Origin of the sequence: Paracoccus thiocyanatus, from assembly GCF_900156255.1 — a bacterium.
In the GTDB taxonomy this organism is placed as follows: Bacteria; Pseudomonadota; Alphaproteobacteria; order Rhodobacterales; family Rhodobacteraceae; genus Paracoccus; species Paracoccus thiocyanatus.
The window spans coordinates 23,800-47,997 of sequence record NZ_FTMK01000005.1 but is presented as its reverse complement, the minus strand read 5'-3'; the positions used below and the strand labels follow the sequence as shown (position 1 = coordinate 47,997).

The following is a 24,198-nucleotide window of genomic DNA, read 5'->3' as shown; positions in this document are numbered from 1 at the left end:
CAAGCCGACGGCGCGACTTGTCGGAAAGGGCTAGTGACAATTCCGCTGCCATACTTTATGGGGGCCGCAAGGATCGGGCATCCAGTCGCCCGGCTCCCGGAGGAACGATGAAAGCCCAGACCTTTCTGCCCGAAGATTATCGCCCCGCCGAAGACGAACCTTTCATGAATGAGCGTCAGCTCGAATATTTCCGCCGCAAGCTGATCGCATGGAAGCAGGAACTTCTGGATCAATCCGCCGAAACGCTGGAAGGCTTGCAGGACAGCGCCCGCAACGTCCCCGACCTGGCCGACCGCGCCTCCGAGGAGACGGACCGCTCGCTGGAACTGCGCACCCGCGACCGCCAGCGCAAGCTGGTCAGCAAGATCGACGCGGCCCTGCGGCGGATCGAGACCGGCGAATACGGCTATTGCGAGATGACCGGAGAACCGATCAGCCTGAAACGGCTGGACGCGCGCCCGATCGCCATCATGACGCTGGAAGCGCAGGAACGCCATGAACGGCGCGAACGCGTGCATCGCGACGACTGACCGCCGGCCCCCCTGCGGGGGCCGCTTCCTGGGCGGATAGGACGCATGCCGGGCCTCAAGCAGCATCCCGTCACCATCATCGGCGCCGGCGTGGCCGGCCTTACCGCCGCCTGCGCGCTGGCCAGGCACGGGGCGCAGGTCACGGTGCTGGAACGCGCCGGGGCGCTGCGCGAGGTCGGCGCGGGCTTGCAGATTTCCCCCAACGCCCTGCGGGTGCTGGCGGCATTGGGACTCGAATCGCGGTTCCTGGCGATCTCGGTTCCCTCGGAACGGGTCGAACTGCGCGATTCGGCCGGCCGCCCGGTGGCGCGGCTGGACATGGCGCGGCATCGGCCGCAGGACACCTTTCGCCTTGTGCATCGCGCCCGGCTGGTCGCCCTGCTGGAACAGGCGGCGCGCGATGCTGGCGCCCGCATCGAACTGGGCCACGAGGTCCGCGACCTGCCCGACGTCCCGCTGCTGATCGGGGCGGACGGGGTCAAAAGCCGCCTGCGCCCGGTTCTGAACGGCGCCGAGACGCCCTTCTTCACCGGCCAGACCGCCTGGCGGGCGCTGGTCCCGGCCGAGCCCGATCCCGAGCCGGTCGTCCAGGTCTTCATGGGCCCCGGCCAGCATCTGGTCAGCTATCCGCTGGGCTTTGGCCAGCGCAATATCGTGGCCGTGGTCGAACGCCCTGAATGGCACGAGGAAGGCTGGTCGATCCCCGGCGACCCGGCCGCTCTGCGCACCGCCTTCGCCCGTTTCGGCGGCCCGGTGCCGGGCTGGCTGGAGCGGGTGGAGCAAGTCGGCATCTGGGGCCTGCACCGCCACCCGGTCGCCGCGCATTGGCAAGACGGCCGCCGGGCGCTGATCGGCGACGCGGCCCATCCGACCCTGCCCTTCCTGGCCCAAGGCGCGGTCATGGCGATCGAGGATGCCTGGGTGCTGGCCGCCTGCCTGAACGCCGGCCCGGACCAGCAGGCGGCGCTGGCGCGGTTCCAGGCCCTGCGCCAGCCGCGCTGCCGGCGCATCGTCCAGGCGGCGAATGCCAATGCCCGCAACTACCATCTGCGCGGCCCGACCCGCGCGGTCGCCCATGCCGGGCTGCGCGCCATCTCGCGCCTCGCCCCCGCCCGGCTGGTCGAGCGTTTCGCCTGGCTCTACGACTACGACCCGACGGCTGTCTAGCGGACCCCGAACTTCTTTGTTCCCCAAATAGCCATGCGACCCCGCCAGCGTCGCCGCCGCATGAGTATTTGTAAAACGGTGAAACGCCGGGCCGCGCCCCATGGCACGCCCGCGCCCGTTTCACCGTTTCCCAAATACTCATGCCAAGCGCGCCGCCGGCGCTGCGGCCGGATGGGTCAGGCCGCCTTCTCCACCGCCGCGACGATGTTCTCGACCACCTCGCGCAGGACGGTCTCGTCCTCGGCCTCGGCCATGACGCGGATCAAGGGCTCGGTGCCGGACTTGCGGATCAGCACCCGGCCGCAGCCGTTCAGCCGCGCCTGGGCCCGCGCGATCTCGGCCTGGACGCTGTCTTGCGCCAGCGGATCGGCGCCCTGGGCATAGCGCACGTTCTTGAGCAATTGCGGCACCGGCTCGAACTGCGCCACCAGGTCCGAGGCCGGCCGGCCGCTATCCGACAGCGCCGCCAGGAATTGCAGGCTGGCGATCAGGCCGTCGCCGGTGGTGGCGTAGTCGGTCATCACGATATGGCCCGACTGCTCGCCCCCAAGGTTGAAGCCTGCGCCGCGCATGCGCTCGACCACGTAGCGGTCGCCGACCGCAGTGCGCTCGAGCCGCAGCCCGCGGCTTTGCAGGAAGCGTTCGAGGCCCAGGTTCGACATCACCGTGGCCACCAGCGCGCCGCCGCGCAGCCGGCCCTCGGCCGCCCAGCGGTCGGCCAGCAGCGCCATGATCTGGTCGCCATCGGCCACCTGGCCCCTTTCATCGACGATCATCACCCGGTCGGCATCGCCGTCCAGGCTGATGCCCATGTCGGCGCCATGCTCCAGCACCGCGCGCGCGCAGGCTTCGGGATGGGTCGAGCCAAGGCCGTCATTGATGTTGTGGCCGTTCGGGGAAACCCCCAGCGGGATCACCTCGGCCCCCAGTTCCCACAGCACGTCCGGCGCGGCGCGATAGGCGGCGCCATTGGCGCAATCCACCACCACCTTCAGCCCGTCCAGCCGGCGGCGCGAGGGGAAGGTGGTCTTGGCATATTCGACATAGCGCCCGCGCCCGTCGTCGATGCGCTTGGCGCGGCCGATATTCTGCGGCTGCGCCGGGGCGATTTCGCCCGCGACGATGCTTTCGATCTCGGCCTCGGCCTCGTCGGACAGCTTGAACCCGTCGGGACCGAAGAACTTGATGCCGTTGTCATCGGCCGGGTTGTGGCTGGCCGAGATCATGATGCCCACATCCGCCCGCATCGAGCGGGTCAGAAAGCCCACCGCCGGCGTCGGCACCGGGCCAAGCAGCAGCACGTTCATGCCGGTCGAGGTCAGCCCGGCGGTCAGCGCGTTTTCCAGCATATAGCCCGACAGCCGCGTGTCCTTGCCGATGACGACGCGGTGGTGATCCTCGCCCCCGCGGCGAAAATAGCGGCCGGCGGCGGCGCCAAGCCGCAGCGCCATCTCGGCCGTCATCGGATGGGTATTGGCGCGGCCCCGGACGCCGTCGGTGCCGAAAAGTTTCCTGCTCATCCTGCCCCGCTCAACTTGTTTCTGTGGTCACGGCCTGCCAGAGGGCAAGGCCCTGCCGTGTCTGCGCCACGTCATGGACGCGGTGGATCTGTATGCCCTGCGCCACCCCGGCCAGGGTCAGCGCCAGCGTCCCCGCCACCCGGTCCGCCGGCCGTTCGGCCCCGCCGATGCTGCCGACGAAGCGCTTGCGCGACACCCCCAGCAGCACGGCACAGCCCAGCCCGTGATAGACCGAGATGCGGCGCAGGATTGCCAGATTATGCGCCTGCGTCTTGCCAAAACCAATGCCGGGGTCGATCACGATCCTGTCGCGGTGGATGCCCGCCGCCTCGGCCCGCGCGATGCGGGCGGCCAGGGCGTCATAGACGTCCAGCAGCACGTCGCCATAGGTCGGATTGTCCTGCATGGTGGCCGGAATGCCCTGGGCGTGCATCAGGCAGACCGGCACACCCGCCGCGGCCACGGTCCCGGCCATGGCCGGATCGAAATCGAAGCCCGAGACATCGTTGACCAGCCCCGCCCCGGCGGCGATCGCGGCCTGCGCCACCGCGGCCTTGCGGGTGTCGACGGACACCGCCGCCAAGGCGCGGCCGGCGGCGATGGCCGGGGCCAGGCGGGCGATTTCCTGGTGGACCGGCACCTCGTCCGCACCGGGGCGGGTCGATTCGCCGCCGATATCCAGGATCTCGGCACCCTGCCCGGCCAGCAGCCGCGCCTGCGCCGCCGCGTCATAGCTGCCGCCGTCCGAGAAGCTGTCGGGCGTGGCATTGACGATGCCCATGATGCGCGGCCGGTCAAGCGGCAGGCCCAGCAGGGCCGCGCGCGGCCGGGTCAGCGCCGCCAGCACCGCGTCGGGGGCGCTGTCCACGACCCGCGGCGCCGCGCCCCGGCGCAGCAGTTCGAATTGCGAAAACCGCAGCCAGCCGCCGGCCAGTCGCCAGCGGCCGGTCTCGCAGGGGATGGGCCGGAAGTAATCGGTCATGCTTCGTCTCTACGCAGGTGCGCGGGCGATTCAAGCATCAAGATCAAAGGCTGCCGGTCGGAATGCGGAAACCCGCCGGCACCGTCGGCCGGGGCGCGCCCGCGGGCAGCGCCCAATCCAGGCGGCTGGCCCCCAGCCGCTCGGCCAGCCACAGCGTCAGGGCATGGGGTTCCGCCGCAAGCCCCGCCACGTCGCGCACCATGCGCGCCGGCGCCCAGACCACGGCGCGGCCTTCGGCGGCGGCCCAGTCCAGTTCGGTGCGGCTGTCGGCGACGGTCAGGCCCAGATGGCCGGCCAAGGCCCAGGCGGCCTGGTCCAGCGCCAGCAATTCGATTTCTCGCGCATTGCCGCCCTGGGGCAGCGGCAAGCCCGGCGCATCGGGCACCAGCGCCACCGCACCTTGCGGCAGCGCCAGGTCGCGGCCGTGAAAGACCACCCGGATAGCCGCCTGGACCGGATCGGCCTCGACCCGCGCCTGGCGGCGCACCAGGGTTACGCCCAACGCACCGGGAATGCGGTCCAGCTTTTCGACCGTGACCGAGACCTGCGCCGCGCGCGGATGCGCCAGGATCTGCGCCGCGATCTTTTCGGCCAGCGTTTCAAGCAGGTCATAGCGGCGGTCCGCCAGCCCCGCCGCCACCGCGCCGGTCAGGATGTCATAGGACAGGATGCGGTCGACCTCGTCGTTCACGCCGACGACATGGCTGGCCAGTTCAACGTCGATGTCAAAGCGCAGCCGCTGCGGCTGGCCCCGCTCGGTCTGGAAGGCGCCGATCTCGGCCGAAAGGATATAGTCGCGCAGGTGGATACGGTCAGGCTGGTCCATGGCGACCCTGTTTTCAGGAAAACGGCCCCGCCGCAAGGGACAGGGCCGCGGATCGGGCAGCAGATTTGCGTCGCTCCCTTAGTTCGAGGCCAGCCGGCGGTCCGAACGATAAAAGGTGTGGGCGCCGATCCGGGCCGTGCGCTCGAACCGCCGGGCCCAGGACGGGCTGACACTGCGGGCGTGGAAATAGGTCGCACCGTTGGTCAGCGTGCGGGGCGCGCCGGCAAGCGCCGCCATCGCGACCTTCTGCACGCGCGCGAAGGTGCCTTTTTCCCGGATGCGGGCATTCTTGTTATAGGTGAACTGGCCGCGCTGGTTCACCACGCCGCAGACCGTGCGGGGAAAGCGCGGATGGTCGACACGGTTCAGGATCACCTCGGCCACGGCGCGCTGGCCTTGCACGCCTTCGCCGCGGGCTTCGAAATAAAGCGCCTCGGCCAGGCATTGCAGATCGTTGGGATCGATGCGGACCGTGGCCTGGCTGGTGCGGGCGGTCCTGGTTTCATAGGCGACCTGGTGCTTCCCGTCGGCCAGGGCCGGAATGGTTGCGACAGGCGAAAAGGCGACGGCCACACACACGGAAACGCGCGCCAGCCATGACTTGCTAATCGACATGTTGGTCCTGTTTTCGGTCCGGGTCCGGCCCGGTCTGTTTCGTCGGAGGGTCGCCGTGGCAGCGGCGATCTGAGGCTAAAGGCCCGAAACAGGGCGGCCCCATCCAGCCCTGTTGGGCAGGATCGCCGCGATTCAGTTGAAATCTAACAATTTTGGCGGAAACCCGCCGACGCACGAACCGTCAGCGGGCAGATTCCGGCCAATGCGGCCCGGTCCTAGGACTGCAAGGGCGCGGCCGAATCGGCCGCCTCGCGCGCCATGAGAATCGATTCCTGCGCCGCCGCCAGCCGCGCCACCGGCACCCGAAAGGGCGAGCAAGAGACATAGTTCACCCCCGCCCGCAGGCAGAAGGCGATGGATTCGGGATTGCCGCCATGTTCGCCGCAGACCGAAATGGTGATGTCGGGCTTGTGGCTGCGCGCGCGTTCGGTGCCGATGGCGACCAGCTCGCCCACCCCGTCGCGGTCAAGGATGTGGAACGGATCCTCGGCATAGACGCCCTGGCTGACATAGGTGCCCATGAAGCGGCCGGCATCGTCGCGCGACAGCCCATAGGTCATCTGCGTCAAGTCGTTGGTGCCAAAGGACAGGAATGCCGAATGCTCGGCGATTTCACCGGCGCGCAGCGCGGCGCGGGGGGTTTCGACCATCACGCCCAGCCGATAGGCGAAATCCTTGCGCGTTTCGTTCCTGACGGCGGCGGCGACGGCGTCGATGCGGTTCTTGACCAGTTCGACCTCGCGCCGGGCGGAAACCAGCGGGATCATGATCTCGGGCACCACCGGGTCGCCGTTATGGCTGGCCTCGATCGTGGCCTCGAAGATGGCGCGGGCCTGCATGTCATAGATTTCCGGCACGGTGATGCCCAGGCGCACGCCGCGCATCCCCAGCATGGGGTTGAACTCGGACAGGGCCTCGACCCGCCGGGTCACGTCCGACAGGGGCAGGTCCAGCGATTCGGCCAGTTCCCGCATGCCTTCGCGGTCATGGGGCAGGAATTCGTGCAGCGGCGGGTCGAACAAGCGGATCGTCACCGGCAATCCGGCCATGATCTTGAACAGCGCCGCGAAATCGCTGCGCTGCATCGGCAGCAGCCGTTCCAGCGACAGGCGGCGGTCCTCGGGCTTGCCGGCAAAGATCATCTCGCGCATCGCCGGCAGGCGCTGGTCGTCGAAGAACATATGCTCGGTGCGGCACAGCCCGATGCCCTGCGCCTTGAAGCGGCGGGCGGTGCGGGCATCCTCGGGCGTGTCGGCATTGGCGCGGATGCGGATGCGGCAATGCGCATCGGCCCATTCCAGAAGCTGGGTGAAGCTTTCGTCCAGTGCCGGCTCCAGCATCTCGGCGGCGCCGGCCAGCACCTCGCCCGAGGTGCCGTCGATGGTGATCTCCTCGCCCTCGTGGAACAGGCGGAGGCCGACCTGCATGCTGCGGGCGCGGCTGTCGATGGAAATGCCGCTGGCGCCGACGATGCAGGGCAGACCGATGCCGCGGGCGATCACCGCCGCATGGCTGGTCATGCCGCCGCGTTCGGTCAGGACGGCCGCGGCGGCATGCATCCCGCGAATGTCCTCGGGGACCGTTTCGCGGCGCACCAGCACGCAGCGCTCGCCCCGCGCCTCGGCCGCCTGGGCGGCGGCGGCGGTAAAGACGATGCGGCCGGTGGCCGCGCCGGGGCTGGCATTGATGCCGCGAACGATCACGTCGCGGGCGGCGCGCGGATCGACCTGGTGATGCAACAGGTCCGACAGCGCCCGCGGCTCGACCCGCATCACCGCCTCTTCGGCCGGGATGACGCCGTCGCGGGCCAGCGCCACGGCGATGCGGACGCTGGCGCGGGAATTGCGGCTGACCCGCAGCGCGTCGATGATCGCAAGCCGGCCGTCCGAGACGACGAATTCGATCTGCATCTCTTCGCGCAGGCGTTCGCGGGCGGCGACGCCGAAACGGACCAGGTCGGCGAACACCTCTGGCGCCGCCTCTTGCAGCGAGGGGCCGCGCGGGTCGCGGGTCAGGTAAAGCGTCTCGGCCCCCTCGCCCTTGGCCCGGCCCTGGGTCTGGCCGCGAAAGCGGCCGGTGATGCGCGGCGCGCCGGTCACGCTGTCGATGAACTGGATGGTGCCCGAGCCGGTGACGCCCGGCCCGATGGCCAGCGCCATGTCCTGCACCACCAGGCCCAGCGGCGCGATGGCCGGCGCCCCCTTGGCCTGGCGCAGAAGCCGCGCCGTCGGCCCGTCCCAGGCCCGCGCCATGGAGCGCAGCACCTCGGCCAGTTGCCGGGCCGGGTCCTGGGGAAATTCCTCGTCGGTTTCGTCCTCATAGGCGCGCAGGGCGGCGGCAAGCCCGCCGTCGCTGTCCGAAAACATGTCCGGGTCCAGCCGCGCGACATGGACGGCATAGGATTGCACGAAGCCCAGATAGATCGCATCCGCCGCCGCCTTGCCGCGGCTTTTCACCAGCCGGGCGTGACATTCGTCGTTGATGCCGACATTCAGCACCGTGCCCGGCCCGCCCCAGGCCGGGTTCGCGGCCGAGGGGCGCACGCTGACCAGCCCGTCCGCGCGCCCGATGATGGCGGCCAGGCGGGCGCGGTCGGGCATCTGGCCGGCGGCGATGGCGCGCACCGCCTCGGCCGACAGCGCGAAGCTGGCCGGCACCGGCAATTCCATGCGGATCAGCCGTTGCAAGCATTTCGCCCGCCAGCCGTGGCGCGCGGCCTCGATCCCCGCCGAGGGGGTGATTTCGACGATGGCACCTGGGTCTGTCAGCGCGGTCATGATGCCGTCACATTAGGCATGGCCGGCGCATTGCTGCAAGTGCGAAGAACGGCGCCGGCGGCGGGGGCTTTGCCCCCACGCCGCCGCGGCCCCTGGCGGGGCCACGGCCGCGTTCCCCCAGGATATTTAGGCACGAAAGAAGCGGGATCAGCCCTCGATCCGGTTGAAATCGGCGATCAGCCGGCCGGCTTCACGGATGCGCGACAAGAGGTTCAGCCGGTTGCGGCGCAGGATCTGGTTGTCGGTATTGATCTGCACCGCCTCGAAGAAGCCGTCGATGGGCGCGCGCAGGCTGGCGATGCCTTGGGTCGCGGCCTGGAAATCCTCGAGCCGGACGGCTTCGCGGATCGCCGGTTCCGCCTGGTCGAGGGCGGCGAAAAGGGCGCGTTCCTGATCGGTTTCGGCGAATTTCGGATCGGCGCCGAAACTGTATTCGAGGCCGTCCTTGTCCTCGGCCTGGGCCAGGATGTTGCCGGCGCGTTTCAGGCCCAGAAGCAGGTTGGTCCCGTCTTCGGTCTTGAGCGCGTCGTTCAGCGCCGTGGCGCGGTTGACCAGCAGCACCAGGTCGTCGCTGCCGGGCATGGCCTGCACCGCGTCGATGATGTCATGGCGGATGCCCTGGTCGCGCAGGTGGACTTTCAGGCGGTCGTGGAAGAAGGCGAGGAGGTCCGCCGCATCGGCATCAGACCGCGCCTTGGCGAAGGTCTGGCCAAGATTGGCGCGCACCCCGTTCACCAGCACCAGCCGGATCACCCCCAAGGCGGCGCGGCGCAGCGCGAAGGGGTCCTTCGAGCCGGTGGGCTTTTCGTCGATGGCCCAGAAGCCGGCCAGCGTATCGAGCTTGTCGGCCAGCGCCACCGCCACCGATACCGGCGCCGAGGGCACCGCATCCGAGGGGCCGAGCGGCGAGTAATGGTCGCGGGCGGCGTCGGCCACCGGCTCGGGCAGGCCGGCCGCCAGAGCGTAATAGCGGCCCATCGTGCCTTGCAGTTCCGGGAACTCGCCCACCATGGCCGAGCGCAGGTCGAGTTTCGCTACCCGGGCCGCCTGTTCGGCCTGGTCGGGATCGGCGCCGACCAGCGGCGCGATCTCGCGCGAAAGCGCCGCGATGCGGGCGATGCGGTCGGCCTGGGAACCGAGCTTGCTTTGGAACGTCACAGCGCGCAGCCCATCGGCCCAGTCCGCCATCCCCGCCTTGGCCTCGCGCAGGTCGTTGTCCCAGAAGAAGGCCGCGTCCGACAGGCGCGCCGCCAGCACGCGCTGGTTGCCCTTCAGGATCGTGTCGCCCTGGTCCGGGGTCTCGATATTCGCCACGGTGACGAAGCCCTCGATCCGGCCGGTTTTGGGATTGCGGGCCGAAAAGAACTTCTGGTGTTCCTTCATCGAGGTTTGCAGCACCTCGGGCGGCAGGGACAGGAAGCGATCCTCGATGGTGCCCATCAGGGGGACCGGCCATTCGACCAGGCCCGCGACCTCGGAAAGCAAGCCCTCGTCCGGCACGATTTCCCAGCCGCGGGCAAAGGCGAGGTTCGCGGCCTCTTGCCGGATCGCGGCCTCGCGTTCGGCGGGGTCCAGCATGACGCGGGCGCGGCGAAGTTTCGCGGCGTAGTCGTCGAAGCCGGAAACTGTGATCTGATCCGGGGCCATGAAGCGGTGGCCGCGGGTGGTGGCGCCGGCGCGGATGCCCTCGATCTCCAGCGGCACCACGGTGCTGCCGGATTCGTCCGAAAGCAGGCAGATGATGGAATGCAGCGGCCGCACCCAGCGCAAGGACCCCGAGCCCCAGCGCATCGACTTGGGCCAGGGGAAGTCGCGGATCGTGCGCTCCAGCACCTCGGCCACGATCTGGGCGGCGGGGCGGCCGGGCTTCGTGACCACCGCGAACCAGACCTGGCCCTTTTTCTCGTCGCGCGCCTGCAACTGCTCGCGGGTCAGGCCGGTCGAGCGCAAGAAGCCCTCCAGCGCCGCGTCGGGGGCGTCGATGCGGGGACCCTTGCGTTCTTCGCGCGTGGTCGGGCTTTCGGCGGTCAGCCCCTCGACGGCCAGCGCCAGCCGGCGCGGCGTCGAAAAGGCGCCGGCCGAGCGATAGGTCAGCCCGGCCTCGACCAGCCCGTCGGTGACGCGCTTTTTCAGATCCTCGCGGGCGGGGGCCTGCATCCGCGCCGGAATCTCCTCCGAGAAAAGCTCGATCAGAAGGTCGGGCATCAGTCCATCACTCCGCGTTCGGGGGTCTTGTCGTTGAATTGGTGCCAGGCAAAGGCGCGGCCGTCGGGATAGACCACGATCACCCGGTCCACGTCGGGGCGGATCTCGGCCTGGCCCAGCACGGCGCGCGCCGCGCCCGATTCCAGGTCGGCGGTCAGCGCCTTGGCGGAATAGCACCTGAACCAGCCCGGCCCGTTCAGCGGCGTCGCATCGGGATAGGGCGCAGCATCGGCCAGCCCGGCCGGATCCAGGGTAAAGCAGGCGCGATAGCGGATGGGCGAGCTTGTGGCGTCGATGGCCCGGAAATCCCCCACCGCGACCGGATGGGCGGTGCCCTGCGCATCGGTGACGACGATGTCCTGCGCGCCGGTGATCTCGTCCACCTGCTCGTAGAAGCCATAGACTTGCAGATACCAGACGGCGAGGCCCGACAGCAGCGCCACCAGCACCAGCATCGAGGCGACGATCTTGCCCGAACTCATGCCGCATCCTCCGCTTGCAGGACCGCCGCCTCGGTGGTCACGAACAGGTCGGCGCAGCGTTTCGCCAGCGCCCGGACGCGGCCGATATAGGCCTGGCGTTCCGTGACCGAGATGACGCCGCGCGCGTCCAGCAGGTTGAACAGGTGGCTGGCCTTGATCGCCTGGTCATAGGCCGGATGCGCCATCGGGATGCGCCGCCCGGCGCTGTCCGTGTCGGCGGCCGACAGGATGCGGTCGCATTCCGCCTCGGCATCCTTGAAATGTTGCAGCAGCATGTCCGTATCGGCCTGTTCGAAGTTCCAGCGGGAATATTCGCGCTCGGCCTGGCGGAAGACGTCGCCATAGCGCAGCGGGATCGGGCTGCCCGGCGGGTTGAAGGGCATGTCCATCACATGCTCGACCCCCAGCACATACATCGCCAGCCGCTCCAGCCCATAGGTCAGCTCGCCCGAGACCGGGCGGCAGTCATGGCCGCCGACCTGCTGGAAATAGGTGAACTGGCTGACCTCCATGCCGTCGCACCAGACCTCCCAGCCCAGGCCCCAGGCGCCCAGCGTCGGGCTTTCCCAATCGTCCTCGACAAAGCGCACGTCGTGGATCATCGGGTCCAGGCCGATGGCGGCCAGGCTGCCCAGGTAAAGCTGTTGCAGGTTCGGCGGCGACGGTTTGATGATGACCTGATACTGGTAATAATGCTGCAAGCGGTTCGGGTTCTCGCCATAGCGGCCGTCGGTCGGGCGGCGCGAGGGCTGGACATAGGCCGCGGCCCAGGGACGCTGGCCCAGGCTGCGCAGGGTGGTCGCCGGGTGAAAGGTGCCGGCGCCGACCTCCATGTCATAGGGTTGCAGCACCGCGCAGCCCTGCCCCGCCCAATAGGATTGCAGGCGCAGGATCACGTCCTGAAAGCAGACGGGTTTCGCCTGCTGATGGTCCTTTGGGCTGGTCATCGGGGTTTCCTTCGGCATAACTGGCAGGAAATGTCTGCCGCCTTCTAGGCAGAGGGCGGCGCAGGGTCAATGAGAGGGACTGCCCATGCGGCGCTTTGCATTCGTCATCGGTGCGGCCCTGCCGCTGACTGCGGGCTTTGCGGCGCAGGCCGAGGACGTGGTGATCCGCATCGAGGCCAAGCGCGGCGCGGAAGCCGCGGCCGACACCGCCCGCAACTGGGGCGCGCAGTTCGGCGATGTCGTGACCTTCCCGCTGGCCGATGGCTGGGTCGGGATCGCGCTTGGTCCGATGCCGCGCGAAGAGGCGGCCGCGCGGCTGGCGCAGTTGAAAGAGCAGCGCCAGGTGCCGGGCGACAGCTTCCTTTCCCCCGCCGAAGGGCGGGAATTGACCCGGATCGGCGATGCAACCCCCGCCGAATCCGCTGACGCCCCCGACCAGGATCCCCAGGCGGCGGCGCCCGGCGGCAATGCCTCGACCTTCCCGCAGGCCCAGCCCCCGGCGACAGAGGAGGAGCCGGTGCCGGGGGACCTGGCCGGCGCGGATGCGGCCCCCTCGTCCGATGCCGCTACAACGGCGGAACCCGAACCTGCGCCCGAGCAGTTCTTCCTGCGCCTCGAATCCACCACCGACCGCGCGCAGGCCGAAGAGATGCTGGCGAAATGGCGCGAGACCCTGCCCGAGGCCGGGCTGTGGTCGCTGCCCAACGGCCGGCTGGCGGTGGCCTTGGGCCCGATGGACCGCGCGACCGGCACAGCCTGGCTTCAGGCGTTTCGGGATGCGGGCGCGGTGCCCAGGGACGCCTTCCTTGCGCCGGGCGAAGACATGGGCGAGATCGCGATCATCGGCAAGGTGCCGGATCTGGGCGCCCCCCCGGCCCCGGATGCGGCCGCCGTCCCCATGCCGCCGCTGGAAAAGGTCCAGCGCGCCTTGCGTTGGGCTGGCCATTACGACGGCGGCATCGACGGCAAGGACGGCCCCATGACCCGCGCCGCCATGGCCAGGGAAATCATGGACCGGCGCGCCTCGCCCGACCCGGCGACGGCCATGGCCGAACTGATCGCGCGGCGCGAGGCGTGGCGGGCCGAGATGGGCCTGGTCGAACTGCGCGACGCCCATACCGGCCTGATGCTGCCCGCGCCGATGGAAAAGCTGCAATTCGACCGCGCCGAACGCGCGCTGTCGATCTATGGCCCCAGGGACGGCTCGGGCGCGGCGCTGATCCTGTTCTCGCAGCCCGGCGGCCAGCAAGAGATGCTGGACCTTGCCGGCCTTGTGACCGCGCTTGGCTGGGTGCCCACGCCCGAGCGCAAGGTGGAACGCGGCAGCATCGTGCTGGACGGGCGCAACCAGACCCATATCGGCCATGCCGAGGGCCAGGTCGTGGACGGCCGGGCGCAGGGTTTCGTGCTGATCTGGCCCGTTTCCGACCCCGAAGACCAGCACCGGCTGGCGGCCGAGATCTCGGACAACCTGGCCCGCTTCGCCCCCGGCGCGGCCGAGACGCAGATCCAGGCGCCGGCCATCGCCCCCGCAGCCGCGCAGGACTAGCCGCGCCAGAACCGCGGCAGCAGCAGCACCAGGACCGAGATCAGTTCCAGCCGGCCCAGATACATCCCCCAGATCATCAGCCATTTCGACGCGGTGGGGAAATCCGTCACCGCGCCGTCGGGGGTCATTTCCGGCCCCCAGACCAGGCCGACATTGGCGATCGCGGTCCAGGCCGCGGTCAGCGCGGTGCGCGGATGCAGGCCGGTCAGCGCCAGCCCGACGATCAGCAGGCCAAAGGACAGGATGAACAGGGTAAAGAAGGCCATGACCGAATCGACCACGTCCTCGTCCAGCGGCCGGCCGCCGTAAAGCAGCGGGAACACCCGGTGCGGCGACTGCATCCGCCGCAACTGCGCCTTGACCGCCTGGAACAGCACCAGATAGCGAAACACCTTGACCGAACACGAGGTCGAGCCGGTGCAGCCCCCGATCAGCCCGACCACGATCAGGATGACAAAGGGGAAATGCCCCCATTGCGTCACATCGGCCGAGGCAAAGCCGGTGCCCGAAAAGGCCGAGACGACGTTGAAGGTGGTCTCGCGGATCACGTCGAAGGGATTCTTCGCCTCCAGCCACAGCAGGCGGTAAAGCACCACCAGCGCGATGGCGTAAAAGGTCCAGCGCAGATAGGCGCGCACCTGGATGTCGCGCCAGATCGGCTCGGCCGAGCCGCGGATCAGTTGTACCATGCGGATGAACGGGATCGAGGCCAGGATCATGAAGAACGCCGCGGCATATTCCGCCGGCCCGATGAAGGGCGCGAAACTGGCGTCGTAATTGGAAAACCCGCCGGTCGAACAGGTGGACAGCGCCAGCACCAAGGCGTCGAACCCCCCCATCCCCAGCAGGATATAGACCACCATGCAGCTTGCGGTCATGGCGATATAGACCCCGGTCATCTCGCGCGCGATGTCAAAGGCACGCGGCAGGATCTTGCCCAGCGTGTCGAACCCTTCCGAGCGAAAGAACTGCATGCCGCCGACCTTCATCACCGGCAGGAAGATCATGGCGACGACGATGATCCCCAAGCCCCCGGCCCAGTTCAGGAAGGCCCGCCACAGGTTCGTGCCCTTGGGCAGGCCGTCCAGGTCGGCGAATGTCGTGGTGCCGGTGGTGGTGACGCCCGACATGGCCTCGAAATAGGCGTCGGTAAAGCCGGCATGCGGCGCGCCCAGCATAAAGGGCAGCGCGCCCGCCACCGGCACCACCAGCCACAGCATCGCGGTCAGCAGAAACACCTGCTGGATGGTCATCGACCTGTCCACCTGCCGCGTCGACAGGGCCACCAGCGCCCCGGCCAGCATGGTCAATATGCCGCATTCCAGGAAGATCAGCCAATGCGCGTCGCCATGCCACCAATCGACCAGCATGGGCAGTGCCATCGCCGCCCCCAGCGTGACGACGACCTTGCCGACGATATTGGCCACGGGACGGATATCGATCATGCCGCCCTGCTTGCCCCGCCGTCCCGCAACCGTCAAGCGCGGCGCTTGCACGACGCCCGGCAAGCCCCTATAGAAAGATCCGACGCGGGTGTAGCTCAATGGTAGAGCAGCAGCCTTCCAAGCTGAATACGTGGGTTCGATTCCCATCACCCGCTCCATCCCTTCCCTTCCATGGCCCTGCCCTGGCGCTTCTTTCGTGGTGAAATATCCTGGGGGGAGCCCGTTTTGCGCCCATCGGGCGCGAAAGGGGCGGGGGGCAAAGCCCCCGATCCTGCCCTTCCGTTCCAGCCGCCAAGGCCCTATATCCTGCACGGTGCCCGCCGGGCCCGCCTGCGCCTTCGCTCGATACGCCGCGGGCAGCCGCCCGACACTTGCCGCGGGCAGCCGCCCGAACCTTACCCGCGGGCCCTGCCCGAACCTTACTCGCGGGCCCTGCCCGACACGCCGAAAGGAAGCCCATGTCCCAGAAAGCGATGCAGCGCCTGTCCTTCTTCCTGCTGATGGGATTGACGCTCTATGCCTCCTTCCTGGGCGCGGGCTGAGGGGGCGGCGATGGCAAGACGTTTCGGCGGCCGCTTTTCGCCCCAACCGCCGCGGGACGGCTCCGCCCCGCGACCGCCCGCGCGCCCCGCGCCGGGCGAAATCCGCCATCCGCTGGAATCGCGCACCCGCTGGGTCACGATCATGGCCATCCCCTTCCTCATCAGCGCCTTCTGGCAGGACCCGGCCGGGCTTGCGCTGCACCTGGTCGCGTTTGGCGCCATCGCCTCGGGCATGTGGATGACACGCGAGGGCTTGCAGGCAGAGGCGGCATATGACGCCCGCCGCATCGCCCGGCGTCCGGCGATCCCGCGCAAGCTTTTCGGCGGCATCCTGACCGGGCTGGGCCTGGCCATCGGCTCGTATGTGCCGGGGGCCGAGGCCGGGGCCGGCCTCATCGGCATCGCCGGCGCCATGCTGCACCTGCTGGCCTTTGGCAGCGACCCGATGCGCGACAAGGGCATGGAGGGCATCGACGCCGTCCAGCAGGACCGCGCCCAGCGCATCGTGGCCGAGGGCGAGACGCATCTCCAGGCCATGCAACAGGCCATCCTGCGCACCGGCGACCGCCGGCTTGAGGCGCGCGTCGGCCTTTTTGCCGCCGCCGCGCGCGACCTTTTCGCCCATGTCGAGGACAATCCCGACAATATCCCCGCCGTCCGCCGCTATCTCAGCGTCTATTTGCAAGGCGCGCGCGACGCGACGGCGAAATTCGCCGATCTTTACGCCCAGACCCGCGACCCGCGGGCAAGGCAGGATTACGAAACCCTGCTGAACGACCTGGAAACCGAATTTGCCGCCCGCCGCGCCAAGCTGCTGGAAGGCGGCCGCGCCGACCTGGACATCGAAATCAGCGTGCTGCGCGAGCGGCTGGCCCGCGAAGGGGTGCGGCCGCCCCCCGCCCCGGCAGAACCGGCAGAGTTGCAGCGGCCGATGACCCTCGACGATCTGGTCATCCCGCGCCAGACCGACAAGCCGCGCCGCTAGCCCATGCCCCGCTTTGCCCTGTTGATCGAATATGACGGCGGCCCCTTTGCCGGCTGGCAGGCCCAGGCCGACCGCCCCAGCGTCCAGGGCACGGTCGAGGCGGCGCTGGCCCGGCTTGATCCCGGTTTCGCGGCCGGCGCCCGGATCGCGGCGGCGGGGCGCACCGATGCCGGGGTCCATGCCACCGGCCAGGTCGCCCATGCCGATCTGGCCCGCGACTGGGACCCGTTCCGGCTGTCCGAGGCGCTGAACTGGCATCTCAAGCCCGCCCCCGTCGCCATCCTGGCCGCGGCGCGGGTGGCGGATGATTTCCACGCCCGCTTTTCCGCGCAAGAGCGGCGCTATCTGTTTCGGCTGGTCGCGCGGCGTGCGCCCGTGACCCATGACCGCGGCCGGGTCTGGCAGGTGCCGCAGCCCCTCGACCTTGCGGCCATGCGCGCCGGCGCGGCGCATCTGCTGGGGCAGCACGACTTCACCACCTTCCGCTCGACCATGTGCCAGGCGAAAAGCCCGGTAAAGACGCTGGACGAACTGACTATCCAGGAAATCCAGATCCCGCAGGGCCGCGAATATCGTTTCACCCTGCGGGCGCGGTCATTCCTGCACAATCAAGTGCGCTCGATCGTCGGCACGTTGGAGCGGGTGGGCGCCGGCGCCTGGCCGCCCGAGCGCGTGGCCCAGGCGCTGGCGGCCCGCGACCGCGCCGCCTGCGGGCCGGTCTGCCCGCCGCAGGGGCTTTACCTGACGGCCGCCACCTATCCGGCGCCGCCCTTTCCGCCCGGCGGCTGAAGTCCGGGCACCGGCTGGCCAGACCCCTCCCACAGCGCCGCCAGCCCCGCATGGATATCCGTGCCGGCGACAAAGCCCAGCCCCTGCCGCGCGGCCTGCGGACAGCCGCGCGAGGCGCGGATGTCGCCGCTGCGCGCCGGCTCGTGGCGGGCGGCGCTTGTGCCGCGTCCCGCAAGCCCGTCGATGGCCCGCGCCAGTTCCAAAAGCGAGGTCTCGACCCCGGTGCAAAGGTTGAAGATGCGGGCCCCGCCTTGGCGGCCGGCCAGGTCCCCGGCGCGAAGCAGCCCTTCGACCACGTCGCCCACATAGATGAAATCCCGGCTCTGCTGCCCGTCGCCAAAGATGACATGCGGCCGGTCGGCCCGCCGGTTGGCGCAGAATTTCGAAATCACCCCCGCATAGGGCGAGGCCGCATCCTGCCGCGGACCGTAGACGTTGAAAAAGCGCAGCCCGACCGAGGGCAGGCCATGCACCTCGGCCATGGCGCGGGCCTGATGCTCGCCCGCCAGCTTGTCGGCGGCATAGGGTGAAATCGGCAGGGGCAGATCGGCTTCGCGACATGCCGCGCCCGAGCGGTTGCCATAGACCGCCGCGGACGAGGCATGGACGACCGGAATGTTCCCCGCCCGATGCGCCGCCTGAAGAACGGCGATGGTGCCGCCCAGGTTGACGCCATGCGCCGCCACCCAGTCCCCGATGCAAAGCTGCACCGAAACCCGTGCGGCAAGGTGGAAGACGCATCCCGTCCCGGCCATCAGCAGGTCCAGCAGGTCCGCATCGCGCACGTCCCCGCGCACCAGCCGCGCAGCCGGCGACAGGTTGGCCGCCCGCCCGCTGGACAGGTCGTCAAGCACGACGACCTCGTTGCCATCCGCCAGCAGGCGATCGACAAGATGGCTGCCGATGAACCCGGCACCCCCCGTCACCAGCACCTTTCGCGCCGCGCCCGACGCCTTTCCGCTGCGCGCCGGGGCTGCGCCGGCCGTTTCATGAGCCGCGCGCGGGCGGGCCGCCTGAACGCCTGCGGGGGAACGGTCGGGGGCGGGTCGGGGTGCGGCCGGGCCGGAAATGGCGGGGCCTATGCGCGGCCGCGCCGCCGGGGCCGCTCGTCCTTGTAAAGGACGATCAGCACGGTGCGCCAGATGATCCACAGATCCAGCGCCAGGCTGCGGTTCTTCTGATAGATCAGGTCGATTTTCAGCTTGGTCGGCAGGCAGCGCCGGGCATAGGCGGCCTCGGTCGCCTCGGCGCTTTTGCAGCGGCGCAGGATGCGGTCCTCGTGCCGGTGATAGATCAGCGTGGCCAGGCCGGTGACGCCGGGGCGGCTTTTCAGCACCTGGCCATAGACCGCGGGATAGCGTTCGACATATTCGCGGATGGTCGGGCGCGGGCCGACAAAGCTCATGTCGCCCATCAGGATGTTGAACAATTGCGGCAATTCGTCTACGCGGCTGCGGCGCATGAAATGGCCCAGGGGCGTGATGCGCCAGGCCTTGTGCGCGCCGGTGACGCCGGAATCCTGCTGCTGGCACAGCATGGTGCGGAACTTGAGATGGGTGAAGGTCCGTCCCGGCGCCGCCATCCGCGGCGCGGCGTAAAAGATCGGCCGCCCCTGCGTCACCAGCAGGATCAGCGCAAAGATCGCCATGATGATGGACAGCGGCACCAGCAGCACCAGCGCCAGGGTGACGTCGAAAAGCCGCTTGGACAGCGGCATCGAGGCCGGGCCGACATCCTGGCCCTCGCCCCGGAACCACGACATCTCGGGTTGGGGCAATGTGGCGAGCCGGACAATATCGGTCTTTTCCCAGTCTTGGTGAATCGTCACAATTCCGTCCCGCGTTCGGCGCTTTGGCTGTCTTTTCGCCTAGCATAGCACCGCCCAATTGAGAACTGCCGCAAGGGGGAAACCGCGCGAGACTTGCGCAACCGTGTCCTTTCGGCCAGTCTTCGCTCATTCTTGGGCAACCGGGGCGGGATTCATGCGGAAGTTTCTGGTGGTTCTGGATGATTCGCGCGAATGCCTGAACGCCATCCGCTATGCCGCCCTGCGCGCGGCCAAGACCGGCGGCGGCGTGCAGGTTCTGGCGGTGATCCCGGCCAGCACCATCCAGCACGGCATGGGCGTGGCCGATGTCATGCGCGCCGAAGCCTATGAGCGGATCGAGGCGCATTACGAGGTTTTCGCCAAATGGATGCGCGACCGCCCCGGCATCGAACCCGAACTGGTGGTCCGCGAGGGCGAGCCGGGCGCCGAACTGCTGGCCCAGATCCACGACGACCCCGATGTCGGGGTGGTGGTGCTGGCCGCCTCGACCGAGTCGGCGGGGCCGGGGCCGCTGGTCACGCGGCTGATGCGGGAAATGGCCAGCCTGCCCTGTCCCATCACCATCGTGCCGGGCGACATCTCGCGCGAGCGGCTGGAGCGGATCACCTGACACCGGCACAGGCGCGCTGCGGCAGATGGTCGCCGCGTGATCGCGCGCCGCCGGGCCGCACCTCGCGCGCGCCACGGCACCGGGCCTGCGCGGCCGGGCCCATGCGGCCAAAGCCCACCCCGTGTCCGACTTGACTTGCCCGCCCCCCGATCCCCATATCGCCATGCAAAGGAGCCCGCCATGTTCATCCAGACCGAAACCACCCCCAACCCCGCAACGCTGAAATTCCTGCCCGGCGAAACCGTCCTGGGCAATGGCACCGCCGACTTCCCCGCGCCCGAGGCCGCGGCGACCAGCCCGCTTGCCCGCCGCATCTTTGCCGTGCCCGGCGTGACCGGGGTGTTCCTGGGTTCGGATTTCGTGACCGTGACCAAGGCCGAAGGGGCGATCTGGGACCATCTGAAGCCCTCGGTCCTGGGGGCGATCATGGAACATTACCAGTCGGGCGCCCCGGCCGTCGAGGGCGCGTCCGCGGGCGGGCATAACGACCAGGACGGGCCGGATTCCGGGATCGTCAGCCAGATCAAGGAATTGCTGGATACCCGCGTGCGCCCCGCCGTGGCGCAGGACGGCGGCGACATCACCTTCCACGGCTTCGACCGCGGCGTGGTCTATCTGCACATGCAGGGCGCCTGCGCCGGCTGCCCCTCGTCCACGCTGACGCTGAAGATGGGGATCGAGAACCTGCTGCGCCACTATATCCCCGAAGTGACCGAGGTGCGGCCCGTTGGCTGACGCGCTTTCGCTGGGCTTCGACACATCGGCCGCGCATTGCGCGGCCGCTTTGCTGCAAGGCGACCGCCTGCTGGTCCAGCGCCACGAAGACATGGCCCGCGGCCAGGCCGAGCGGCTGTTTCCGCTGCTGGAACAGGTGCTGGCCCATGCGGGCATGGGCTGGCGCGACCTTTCCGTCATCGGCTGCGGCATCGGGCCGGGCAATTTCACCGGCATCCGCATCTCGGTCGCGGCGGCGCGCGGGCTGGCGCTGTCGCTGGGCATCCCCGCCCTCGGCGTCAGCGTGACCGAGGCCGCGGCGCATGGCCTGCCCCGCCCCTGCCGCGTCACCCTGCCCGCGCGGGCGGGTCAGGTGATCTGGCAGGATTTCGGCACCGGGCAGGCCAGCGGACCGCAACAGGCCCTTGCGCATGAGCTGCCCCCCGGCCCGGCGCCCCAGCCCGCGGCCATGCCGCTGGCCGAAGCCATCGCGCGGATCGCCGCCGCCCGGCGCGGCCGGCCGGACCTGCCGCGCCCGGCGCCTATCTATCTGCGCCCCGCCGATGCCGCGCCGGCGCGCGACCGCGGTCCCTTGATCCTGTCATGACGCCCCAAGACCTGGCGGCGCTGCACGGCCGCTGCTTTGCCGCGCATCCGCGGCCCTGGACGGCGGCCGAGTTCCAGGCGCTGCTGGCCGGGCCGGCGAATTTCCTGCTGATCCGGCCGCAGGCCTTCCTGCTGGGCCGCGCCATCGCCGACGAGGCCGAGTTGCTGACGCTGGCCGTCGCCCCCGAGGCGCGGCGGCAGGGGCTGGCCTCGGCCCTGCTGGCCGAATTCGCCGCGACGTCACGGGCGCGGGGCGCGCGCGCAGCCTTTCTGGAAGTCGCCGCCGACAATGCCGCCGCGCTTGCGCTTTATGCGGGGGCCGGCTGGGAAGCCGTTGGAAAGCGGCGCGATTATTACGCCCCCGGAATCGGCGCCATAGTGATGCGGCGCGCGCTTTGATCCCAGACAAGATTGTTGACGGAGTCCGGCCCATGCGCCCTAATCCGAACATTCTGGGCCGACTCGCCCGCAAACCGTCCTGAGGTCCGACATGTTCCTGATGAAAACCCTGCGCGCCGGCGCCTGCCTGGCCCTGCTGCCCGCCATGGCCCTGGCCGATCCGGCGCTGATCTTCGATCTGGGCGGCAAGTTCGACAAATCCTTCAACGAGGCCGCCTATAACGGCGCCGAACGCTGGAAGGCCGAGACCGGCGGCACCTACAAGGAACTGGAAATGCAGTCCGAGGCGCAGCGCGAACAGGCCCTGCGCCGGCTGGCGCAGGCCGGGGCCAATCCCATCGTCATGACCGGCTTTGCCTTTGGCGAGGTGCTGGGCAAGATCGCGCCGGATTATCCCGATACGAAATTCGTCATCATCGACATGGTGGTCGAACAGCCGAACGTGCAATCGGTGGTCTTCACCGAGGAACAGGGCTCTTACCTGGCCGGCGTCGCGGCGGCGCTGGCATCGAAATCCGGCACCGTGGGCTTTATCGGCGGCATGGACATTCCGCTGATCCACAAGTTCGAATGCGGCTATGCCCAGGGCTTCAAGGCCACCCGGCCGGACGGCCAGCTTATCATCAACTATACCGGCACCACGCCCGCGGCCTGGAACGACCCGGTCAAGGGGGGCGAACTGCTCAAGGCGCAGGTCAGCCAAGGCGCGGATGTGGTCTATGCCGCAGCGGGCGGCACCGGCATCGGCGTGTTGCAGGCGGCGGCGGATGCCGGCGTGCTGTCGATCGGCGTGGACAGCAACCAGAACCACCTGCATCCGGGCAAGGTGCTGACCTCGATGGTCAAGGGCGTGGACAATTCCGTCTATGACGCCTTCAAGGCTGGGGCCGAGGTCGAGCCGGGCGTGAAGGTCATGGACCTGGCCTCGGGCGGGGTGTCGCTGGCCATGGACGACAACAACAAGCCGCTGATCTCGGGCGAGATCGCCGGCGCCATCGACGCTGCCGCCAAGGCCATCCAGGCCGGCGAGATCACGGTTCACGACTATATGGCCGACAACAGCTGCCCGGTGCGGTAATGACGGCCGCGCCCGCAATCGAGTTGCGGGGGATTTCCAAGGCCTTCGGCCCGGTGCAGGCGAACCGGGCCATCGACCTGGTGGTGCCGCGCGGCACCATCCACGGCATCATCGGCGAGAACGGCGCCGGGAAATCGACGCTGATGTCGATCCTTTACGGCTTTTACCGCCCCGATGCGGGCCAGATCCTGATCGACGGCAAGCCCGTCGCCATCGCCGACAGCCAGGCCGCGATCCGCGCCGGCATCGGCATGGTGTTCCAGCATTTCAAGCTGGTGCCGAATTTCACCGTGCTGGAAAACGTGGTGCTGGGCGCCGAAGACGGCCGGTTCCTGCGCCGCTCTCTGGCGCGGGCGCGCGGCGAGTTGAAGCGGCTGGCGGCGGAATACGGCTTGCAAGTCGATCCCGACGCGCTGGTCGAGGATCTGTCGGTCGGTCACCAGCAGCGGGTCGAGATCCTCAAGGCGCTGTATCGCCGCGCCGACATCCTGATCCTGGACGAGCCGACGGGCGTGCTGACCCCCGCCGAGGCCGATCACCTGTTCCGCATCCTGCGCAGCCTGAGGGACGAGGGCAAGACCATCATCCTGATCACCCACAAGCTGCGCGAGATCATGCAGATCACCGAAAATGTCTCGGTCATGCGGCGGGGCGAGATGGTGGCCTCGGTCAGGACCGCCGGGACCGGCCCGGCCGAACTGGCCGAGTTGATGGTGGGGCGCAAGGTGCTGTTGCGGGTGGAAAAGCCCCTCGCCCGCCCCGGCGCGCCGGTGCTGGAAGTGCAGGGATTGCGCATGGTCGATGCCGAGGGCGTCGAGCGGCTGCGCGGCATCGACCTGGCGATCCGCGCCGGCGAAATCCTGGGCATTGCCGGGGTGGCCGGCAACGGCCAGACGCAACTGCTGGAAATCCTGGGCGGCTATCCCCCGGCCGGCGCGACGCTTTCGGGCGAAATCCGGCTTGGCGGCCGGCCGCTGCCCCTGGCCGGATCGCAGGGCCGCGCCCGCCGCCGCGCCGGCATCGGCCATGTCCCCGAGGATCGCCAGGCCGAGGGGCTGATCATGGATTTCACCGCCTGGGAGAACATGGCCTTCGGTTATCAGGACGCGCCCCAGTTCCAGCGCGGCCCGTTGATGGATAATGCCGCGCTGCGCGCCGATGCGATGGGCAAGATCGCGCGTTTCGACATCCGCCCGCCCGACCCGGACCTGGCGGCGAAAAGCTTTTCCGGCGGCAACCAGCAAAAGATCGTGGTGGCGCGCGAGGTCGAGCGCGATCCCGACCTGCTGCTGGTCGGCCAGCCGACGCGCGGGGTCGATATCGGCGCCATCGAGTTCATCCACAAGCGCATCGTCGCCCTGCGCGACGCCGGCCGCGCGGTGCTGCTGGTTTCGGTCGAACTGGACGAGATCATGGCGCTGGCGGACCGCATCCTGGTGATGTTCGACGGCCGCATCATGGGCGAGCGGCTGCCCGCCGAGGCGACGGCCGCCGAACTGGGCAGCCTGATGGCCGGGGTGGAACCGGCGCGCGCCGATGCCGGCGGCATTGCGGGATGAGGCGCCGCATGCCTCCGGCGGGAGTATTTGGAAAACGGAGAAA

23 protein-coding genes and 1 tRNA gene are annotated in these 24,198 nt (G+C 69.2%); 12 read left to right on the top strand and 12 right to left on the bottom strand.

The annotated features are described in order from the left end of the window. Positions 1-107: 107 nt before the first annotated feature. Both dksA and F3H32_RS05415 read left to right on the top strand, forming a co-directional pair. Entirely contained in the window at positions 108-530 is a 423-nt protein-coding gene (gene dksA / locus F3H32_RS05420; protein WP_115756752.1) for an RNA polymerase-binding protein DksA, read from the top strand. Between the two features lie 45 nt (positions 531-575). Beyond that, positions 576-1,697, top strand: a complete 1,122-nt coding sequence (locus F3H32_RS05415) for an FAD-dependent monooxygenase (protein WP_149764957.1) — start codon at positions 576-578, stop codon at positions 1,695-1,697. Positions 1,698-1,873: 176 nt separating this feature from the next. On the opposite strand, the gene glmM is transcribed toward F3H32_RS05415, so the two are convergent. The 8 genes from glmM to F3H32_RS05375 all read right to left on the bottom strand — a co-directional run bounded on the left by glmM (position 1,874) and on the right by F3H32_RS05375 (position 12,051). Further along, positions 1,874-3,217 carry a phosphoglucosamine mutase gene (gene glmM / locus F3H32_RS05410; RefSeq protein WP_149764956.1) on the bottom strand — a complete coding sequence of 448 codons (1,344 nt, stop codon included), beginning with the start codon at positions 3,215-3,217 and terminating at the stop codon, positions 1,874-1,876. Positions 3,218-3,227: 10 nt separating this feature from the next. Next, complete coding sequence (gene folP, locus F3H32_RS05405) at positions 3,228-4,199, bottom strand: dihydropteroate synthase (RefSeq protein ID WP_149764955.1); 972 nt, start codon at positions 4,197-4,199, stop codon at positions 3,228-3,230. A gap of 43 nt (positions 4,200-4,242) precedes the next feature. After that, positions 4,243-5,025 carry a dihydroneopterin aldolase gene (locus F3H32_RS05400; RefSeq protein WP_149764954.1) on the bottom strand — a complete coding sequence of 261 codons (783 nt, stop codon included), beginning with the start codon at positions 5,023-5,025 and terminating at the stop codon, positions 4,243-4,245. Between the two features lie 78 nt (positions 5,026-5,103). Then, on the bottom strand, positions 5,104-5,640 hold the full coding sequence (locus tag F3H32_RS05395) for a cell wall hydrolase (protein WP_115756520.1): 537 nt from the start codon (positions 5,638-5,640) through the stop codon (positions 5,104-5,106). Between the two features lie 215 nt (positions 5,641-5,855). After that, complete coding sequence (locus F3H32_RS05390) at positions 5,856-8,417, bottom strand: putative PEP-binding protein (RefSeq protein ID WP_149764953.1); 2,562 nt, start codon at positions 8,415-8,417, stop codon at positions 5,856-5,858. Between the two features lie 147 nt (positions 8,418-8,564). Then, on the bottom strand, positions 8,565-10,622 hold the full coding sequence (gene glyS / locus F3H32_RS05385) for a glycine--tRNA ligase subunit beta (protein WP_149764952.1): 2,058 nt from the start codon (positions 10,620-10,622) through the stop codon (positions 8,565-8,567). Then, positions 10,622-11,104 carry a DUF6446 family protein gene (locus F3H32_RS05380; RefSeq protein ID WP_149764951.1) on the bottom strand — a complete coding sequence of 161 codons (483 nt, stop codon included), beginning with the start codon at positions 11,102-11,104 and terminating at the stop codon, positions 10,622-10,624. Before F3H32_RS05380 ends, glyS begins: the two co-directional genes overlap by 1 nt. Further along, positions 11,101-12,051: a glycine--tRNA ligase subunit alpha gene (locus tag F3H32_RS05375; protein WP_149764950.1), complete on the bottom strand. Its 951-nt coding sequence runs from the start codon at positions 12,049-12,051 to the stop codon at positions 11,101-11,103. The genes F3H32_RS05380 and F3H32_RS05375 overlap by 4 nt, the downstream gene beginning before the upstream one ends. An 85-nt stretch (positions 12,052-12,136) precedes the next feature. On the opposite strand from F3H32_RS05375, the gene F3H32_RS05370 reads away from it, so the two are divergent. Then, complete coding sequence (locus F3H32_RS05370; RefSeq protein ID WP_149764949.1) at positions 12,137-13,600, top strand: peptidoglycan-binding domain-containing protein; 1,464 nt, start codon at positions 12,137-12,139, stop codon at positions 13,598-13,600. Here the strand turns inward: F3H32_RS05370 and F3H32_RS05365 are convergent. Further along, positions 13,597-15,045, bottom strand: coding sequence for a TrkH family potassium uptake protein (locus F3H32_RS05365; RefSeq protein WP_149764948.1), 1,449 nt, complete (start codon positions 15,043-15,045; stop codon positions 13,597-13,599). The two genes, F3H32_RS05370 and F3H32_RS05365, sit on opposite strands and share 4 nt — an antisense overlap. Before the next feature lie 84 nt (positions 15,046-15,129). Between F3H32_RS05365 and F3H32_RS05360 the strand changes: the two genes are divergently transcribed. After that, positions 15,130-15,203: transfer RNA gene (locus F3H32_RS05360), tRNA-Gly, on the top strand. A gap of 261 nt (positions 15,204-15,464) precedes the next feature. Here F3H32_RS05360 and F3H32_RS17845 read toward each other — a convergent pair. Beyond that, positions 15,465-15,731: a hypothetical protein gene (locus tag F3H32_RS17845; RefSeq protein WP_223191352.1), complete on the bottom strand. Its 267-nt coding sequence runs from the start codon at positions 15,729-15,731 to the stop codon at positions 15,465-15,467. Here F3H32_RS17845 and F3H32_RS05355 point away from each other — a divergent pair. Together F3H32_RS05355 and truA are read left to right on the top strand one after the other, a co-directional pair. Continuing rightward, complete coding sequence (locus F3H32_RS05355; protein WP_223191351.1) at positions 15,730-16,572, top strand: 5-bromo-4-chloroindolyl phosphate hydrolysis family protein; 843 nt, start codon at positions 15,730-15,732, stop codon at positions 16,570-16,572. The genes F3H32_RS17845 and F3H32_RS05355 overlap by 2 nt on opposite strands. Positions 16,573-16,575: 3 nt before the next feature. Next, a complete protein-coding gene (truA, locus tag F3H32_RS05350; RefSeq protein WP_149764946.1) occupies positions 16,576-17,361 on the top strand; it encodes a tRNA pseudouridine(38-40) synthase TruA in 786 nt (261 codons plus the stop codon). Here truA and F3H32_RS05345 read toward each other — a convergent pair. Further along, positions 17,328-18,287 (bottom strand): NAD-dependent epimerase/dehydratase family protein, encoded by a 960-nt coding sequence (locus F3H32_RS05345; RefSeq protein ID WP_223191350.1) that lies wholly within the window; start codon positions 18,285-18,287, stop codon positions 17,328-17,330. The two genes, truA and F3H32_RS05345, sit on opposite strands and share 34 nt — an antisense overlap. A 152-nt stretch (positions 18,288-18,439) precedes the next feature. Further along, the gene (locus F3H32_RS05340) at positions 18,440-19,189 is read right to left on the bottom strand and encodes a sugar transferase (RefSeq protein ID WP_149764944.1); all 750 of its coding nucleotides are present in this window, start codon (positions 19,187-19,189) and stop codon (positions 18,440-18,442) included. 154 nt (positions 19,190-19,343) lie between these two features. Here F3H32_RS05340 and F3H32_RS05335 point away from each other — a divergent pair, with 154 nt between their 5' ends. The 6 genes from F3H32_RS05335 (at position 19,344) to F3H32_RS05310 (ending at position 24,155) form a co-directional block, all read left to right on the top strand. Beyond that, positions 19,344-19,799 carry a universal stress protein gene (locus F3H32_RS05335; RefSeq protein WP_149764943.1) on the top strand — a complete coding sequence of 152 codons (456 nt, stop codon included), beginning with the start codon at positions 19,344-19,346 and terminating at the stop codon, positions 19,797-19,799. A gap of 180 nt (positions 19,800-19,979) precedes the next feature. Further along, complete coding sequence (locus F3H32_RS05330) at positions 19,980-20,534, top strand: NifU family protein (protein ID WP_149764942.1); 555 nt, start codon at positions 19,980-19,982, stop codon at positions 20,532-20,534. After that, positions 20,527-21,120, top strand: coding sequence for a tRNA (adenosine(37)-N6)-threonylcarbamoyltransferase complex dimerization subunit type 1 TsaB (tsaB, locus tag F3H32_RS05325; RefSeq protein ID WP_149764941.1), 594 nt, complete (start codon positions 20,527-20,529; stop codon positions 21,118-21,120). Before F3H32_RS05330 ends, tsaB begins: the two co-directional genes overlap by 8 nt. Beyond that, positions 21,117-21,518 carry a GNAT family N-acetyltransferase gene (locus tag F3H32_RS05320; protein WP_149764940.1) on the top strand — a complete coding sequence of 134 codons (402 nt, stop codon included), beginning with the start codon at positions 21,117-21,119 and terminating at the stop codon, positions 21,516-21,518. The genes tsaB and F3H32_RS05320 overlap by 4 nt, the downstream gene beginning before the upstream one ends. A gap of 91 nt (positions 21,519-21,609) precedes the next feature. After that, entirely contained in the window at positions 21,610-22,596 is a 987-nt protein-coding gene (locus F3H32_RS05315; RefSeq protein WP_149764939.1) for a BMP family lipoprotein, read from the top strand. Continuing rightward, positions 22,596-24,155 carry an ABC transporter ATP-binding protein gene (locus F3H32_RS05310; RefSeq protein WP_149764938.1) on the top strand — a complete coding sequence of 520 codons (1,560 nt, stop codon included), beginning with the start codon at positions 22,596-22,598 and terminating at the stop codon, positions 24,153-24,155. The genes F3H32_RS05315 and F3H32_RS05310 overlap by 1 nt, the downstream gene beginning before the upstream one ends. Positions 24,156-24,198 lie beyond the last annotated feature (43 nt).

Excerpts from the sequence above, each read along its gene's own strand:
- F3H32_RS05370 (WP_149764949.1), top strand. The coding sequence starts at position 12,137 with ATGCGGCGCTTTGCATTCGTCATCGGTGCGGCCCTGCCGCTGACTGCG.
- glmM (WP_149764956.1), bottom strand. The coding sequence starts at position 3,217 with ATGAGCAGGAAACTTTTCGGCACCGACGGCGTCCGGGGCCGCGCCAAT.
- F3H32_RS05375 (WP_149764950.1), bottom strand. The coding sequence starts at position 12,051 with ATGACCAGCCCAAAGGACCATCAGCAGGCGAAACCCGTCTGCTTTCAG.
- F3H32_RS05400 (WP_149764954.1), bottom strand. The coding sequence starts at position 5,025 with ATGGACCAGCCTGACCGTATCCACCTGCGCGACTATATCCTTTCGGCC.
- truA (WP_149764946.1), top strand. The coding sequence starts at position 16,576 with ATGCCCCGCTTTGCCCTGTTGATCGAATATGACGGCGGCCCCTTTGCC.
- F3H32_RS05315 (WP_149764939.1), top strand. The coding sequence starts at position 21,610 with ATGTTCCTGATGAAAACCCTGCGCGCCGGCGCCTGCCTGGCCCTGCTG.
- F3H32_RS17845 (WP_223191352.1), bottom strand. The coding sequence starts at position 15,731 with ATGATCGTGACCCAGCGGGTGCGCGATTCCAGCGGATGGCGGATTTCG.
- F3H32_RS05330 (WP_149764942.1), top strand. The coding sequence starts at position 19,980 with ATGTTCATCCAGACCGAAACCACCCCCAACCCCGCAACGCTGAAATTC.
- F3H32_RS05310 (WP_149764938.1), top strand. The coding sequence starts at position 22,596 with ATGACGGCCGCGCCCGCAATCGAGTTGCGGGGGATTTCCAAGGCCTTC.
- F3H32_RS05320 (WP_149764940.1), top strand. The coding sequence starts at position 21,117 with ATGACGCCCCAAGACCTGGCGGCGCTGCACGGCCGCTGCTTTGCCGCG.
- dksA (WP_115756752.1), top strand. The coding sequence starts at position 108 with ATGAAAGCCCAGACCTTTCTGCCCGAAGATTATCGCCCCGCCGAAGAC.
- F3H32_RS05355 (WP_223191351.1), top strand. The coding sequence starts at position 15,730 with ATGGCCATCCCCTTCCTCATCAGCGCCTTCTGGCAGGACCCGGCCGGG.
- F3H32_RS05380 (WP_149764951.1), bottom strand. The coding sequence starts at position 11,104 with ATGAGTTCGGGCAAGATCGTCGCCTCGATGCTGGTGCTGGTGGCGCTG.
- F3H32_RS05335 (WP_149764943.1), top strand. The coding sequence starts at position 19,344 with ATGCGGAAGTTTCTGGTGGTTCTGGATGATTCGCGCGAATGCCTGAAC.
- F3H32_RS05395 (WP_115756520.1), bottom strand. The coding sequence starts at position 5,640 with ATGTCGATTAGCAAGTCATGGCTGGCGCGCGTTTCCGTGTGTGTGGCC.
- F3H32_RS05390 (WP_149764953.1), bottom strand. The coding sequence starts at position 8,417 with ATGACCGCGCTGACAGACCCAGGTGCCATCGTCGAAATCACCCCCTCG.
- F3H32_RS05365 (WP_149764948.1), bottom strand. The coding sequence starts at position 15,045 with ATGATCGATATCCGTCCCGTGGCCAATATCGTCGGCAAGGTCGTCGTC.
- glyS (WP_149764952.1), bottom strand. The coding sequence starts at position 10,622 with ATGCCCGACCTTCTGATCGAGCTTTTCTCGGAGGAGATTCCGGCGCGG.
- F3H32_RS05415 (WP_149764957.1), top strand. The coding sequence starts at position 576 with ATGCCGGGCCTCAAGCAGCATCCCGTCACCATCATCGGCGCCGGCGTG.
- folP (WP_149764955.1), bottom strand. The coding sequence starts at position 4,199 with ATGACCGATTACTTCCGGCCCATCCCCTGCGAGACCGGCCGCTGGCGA.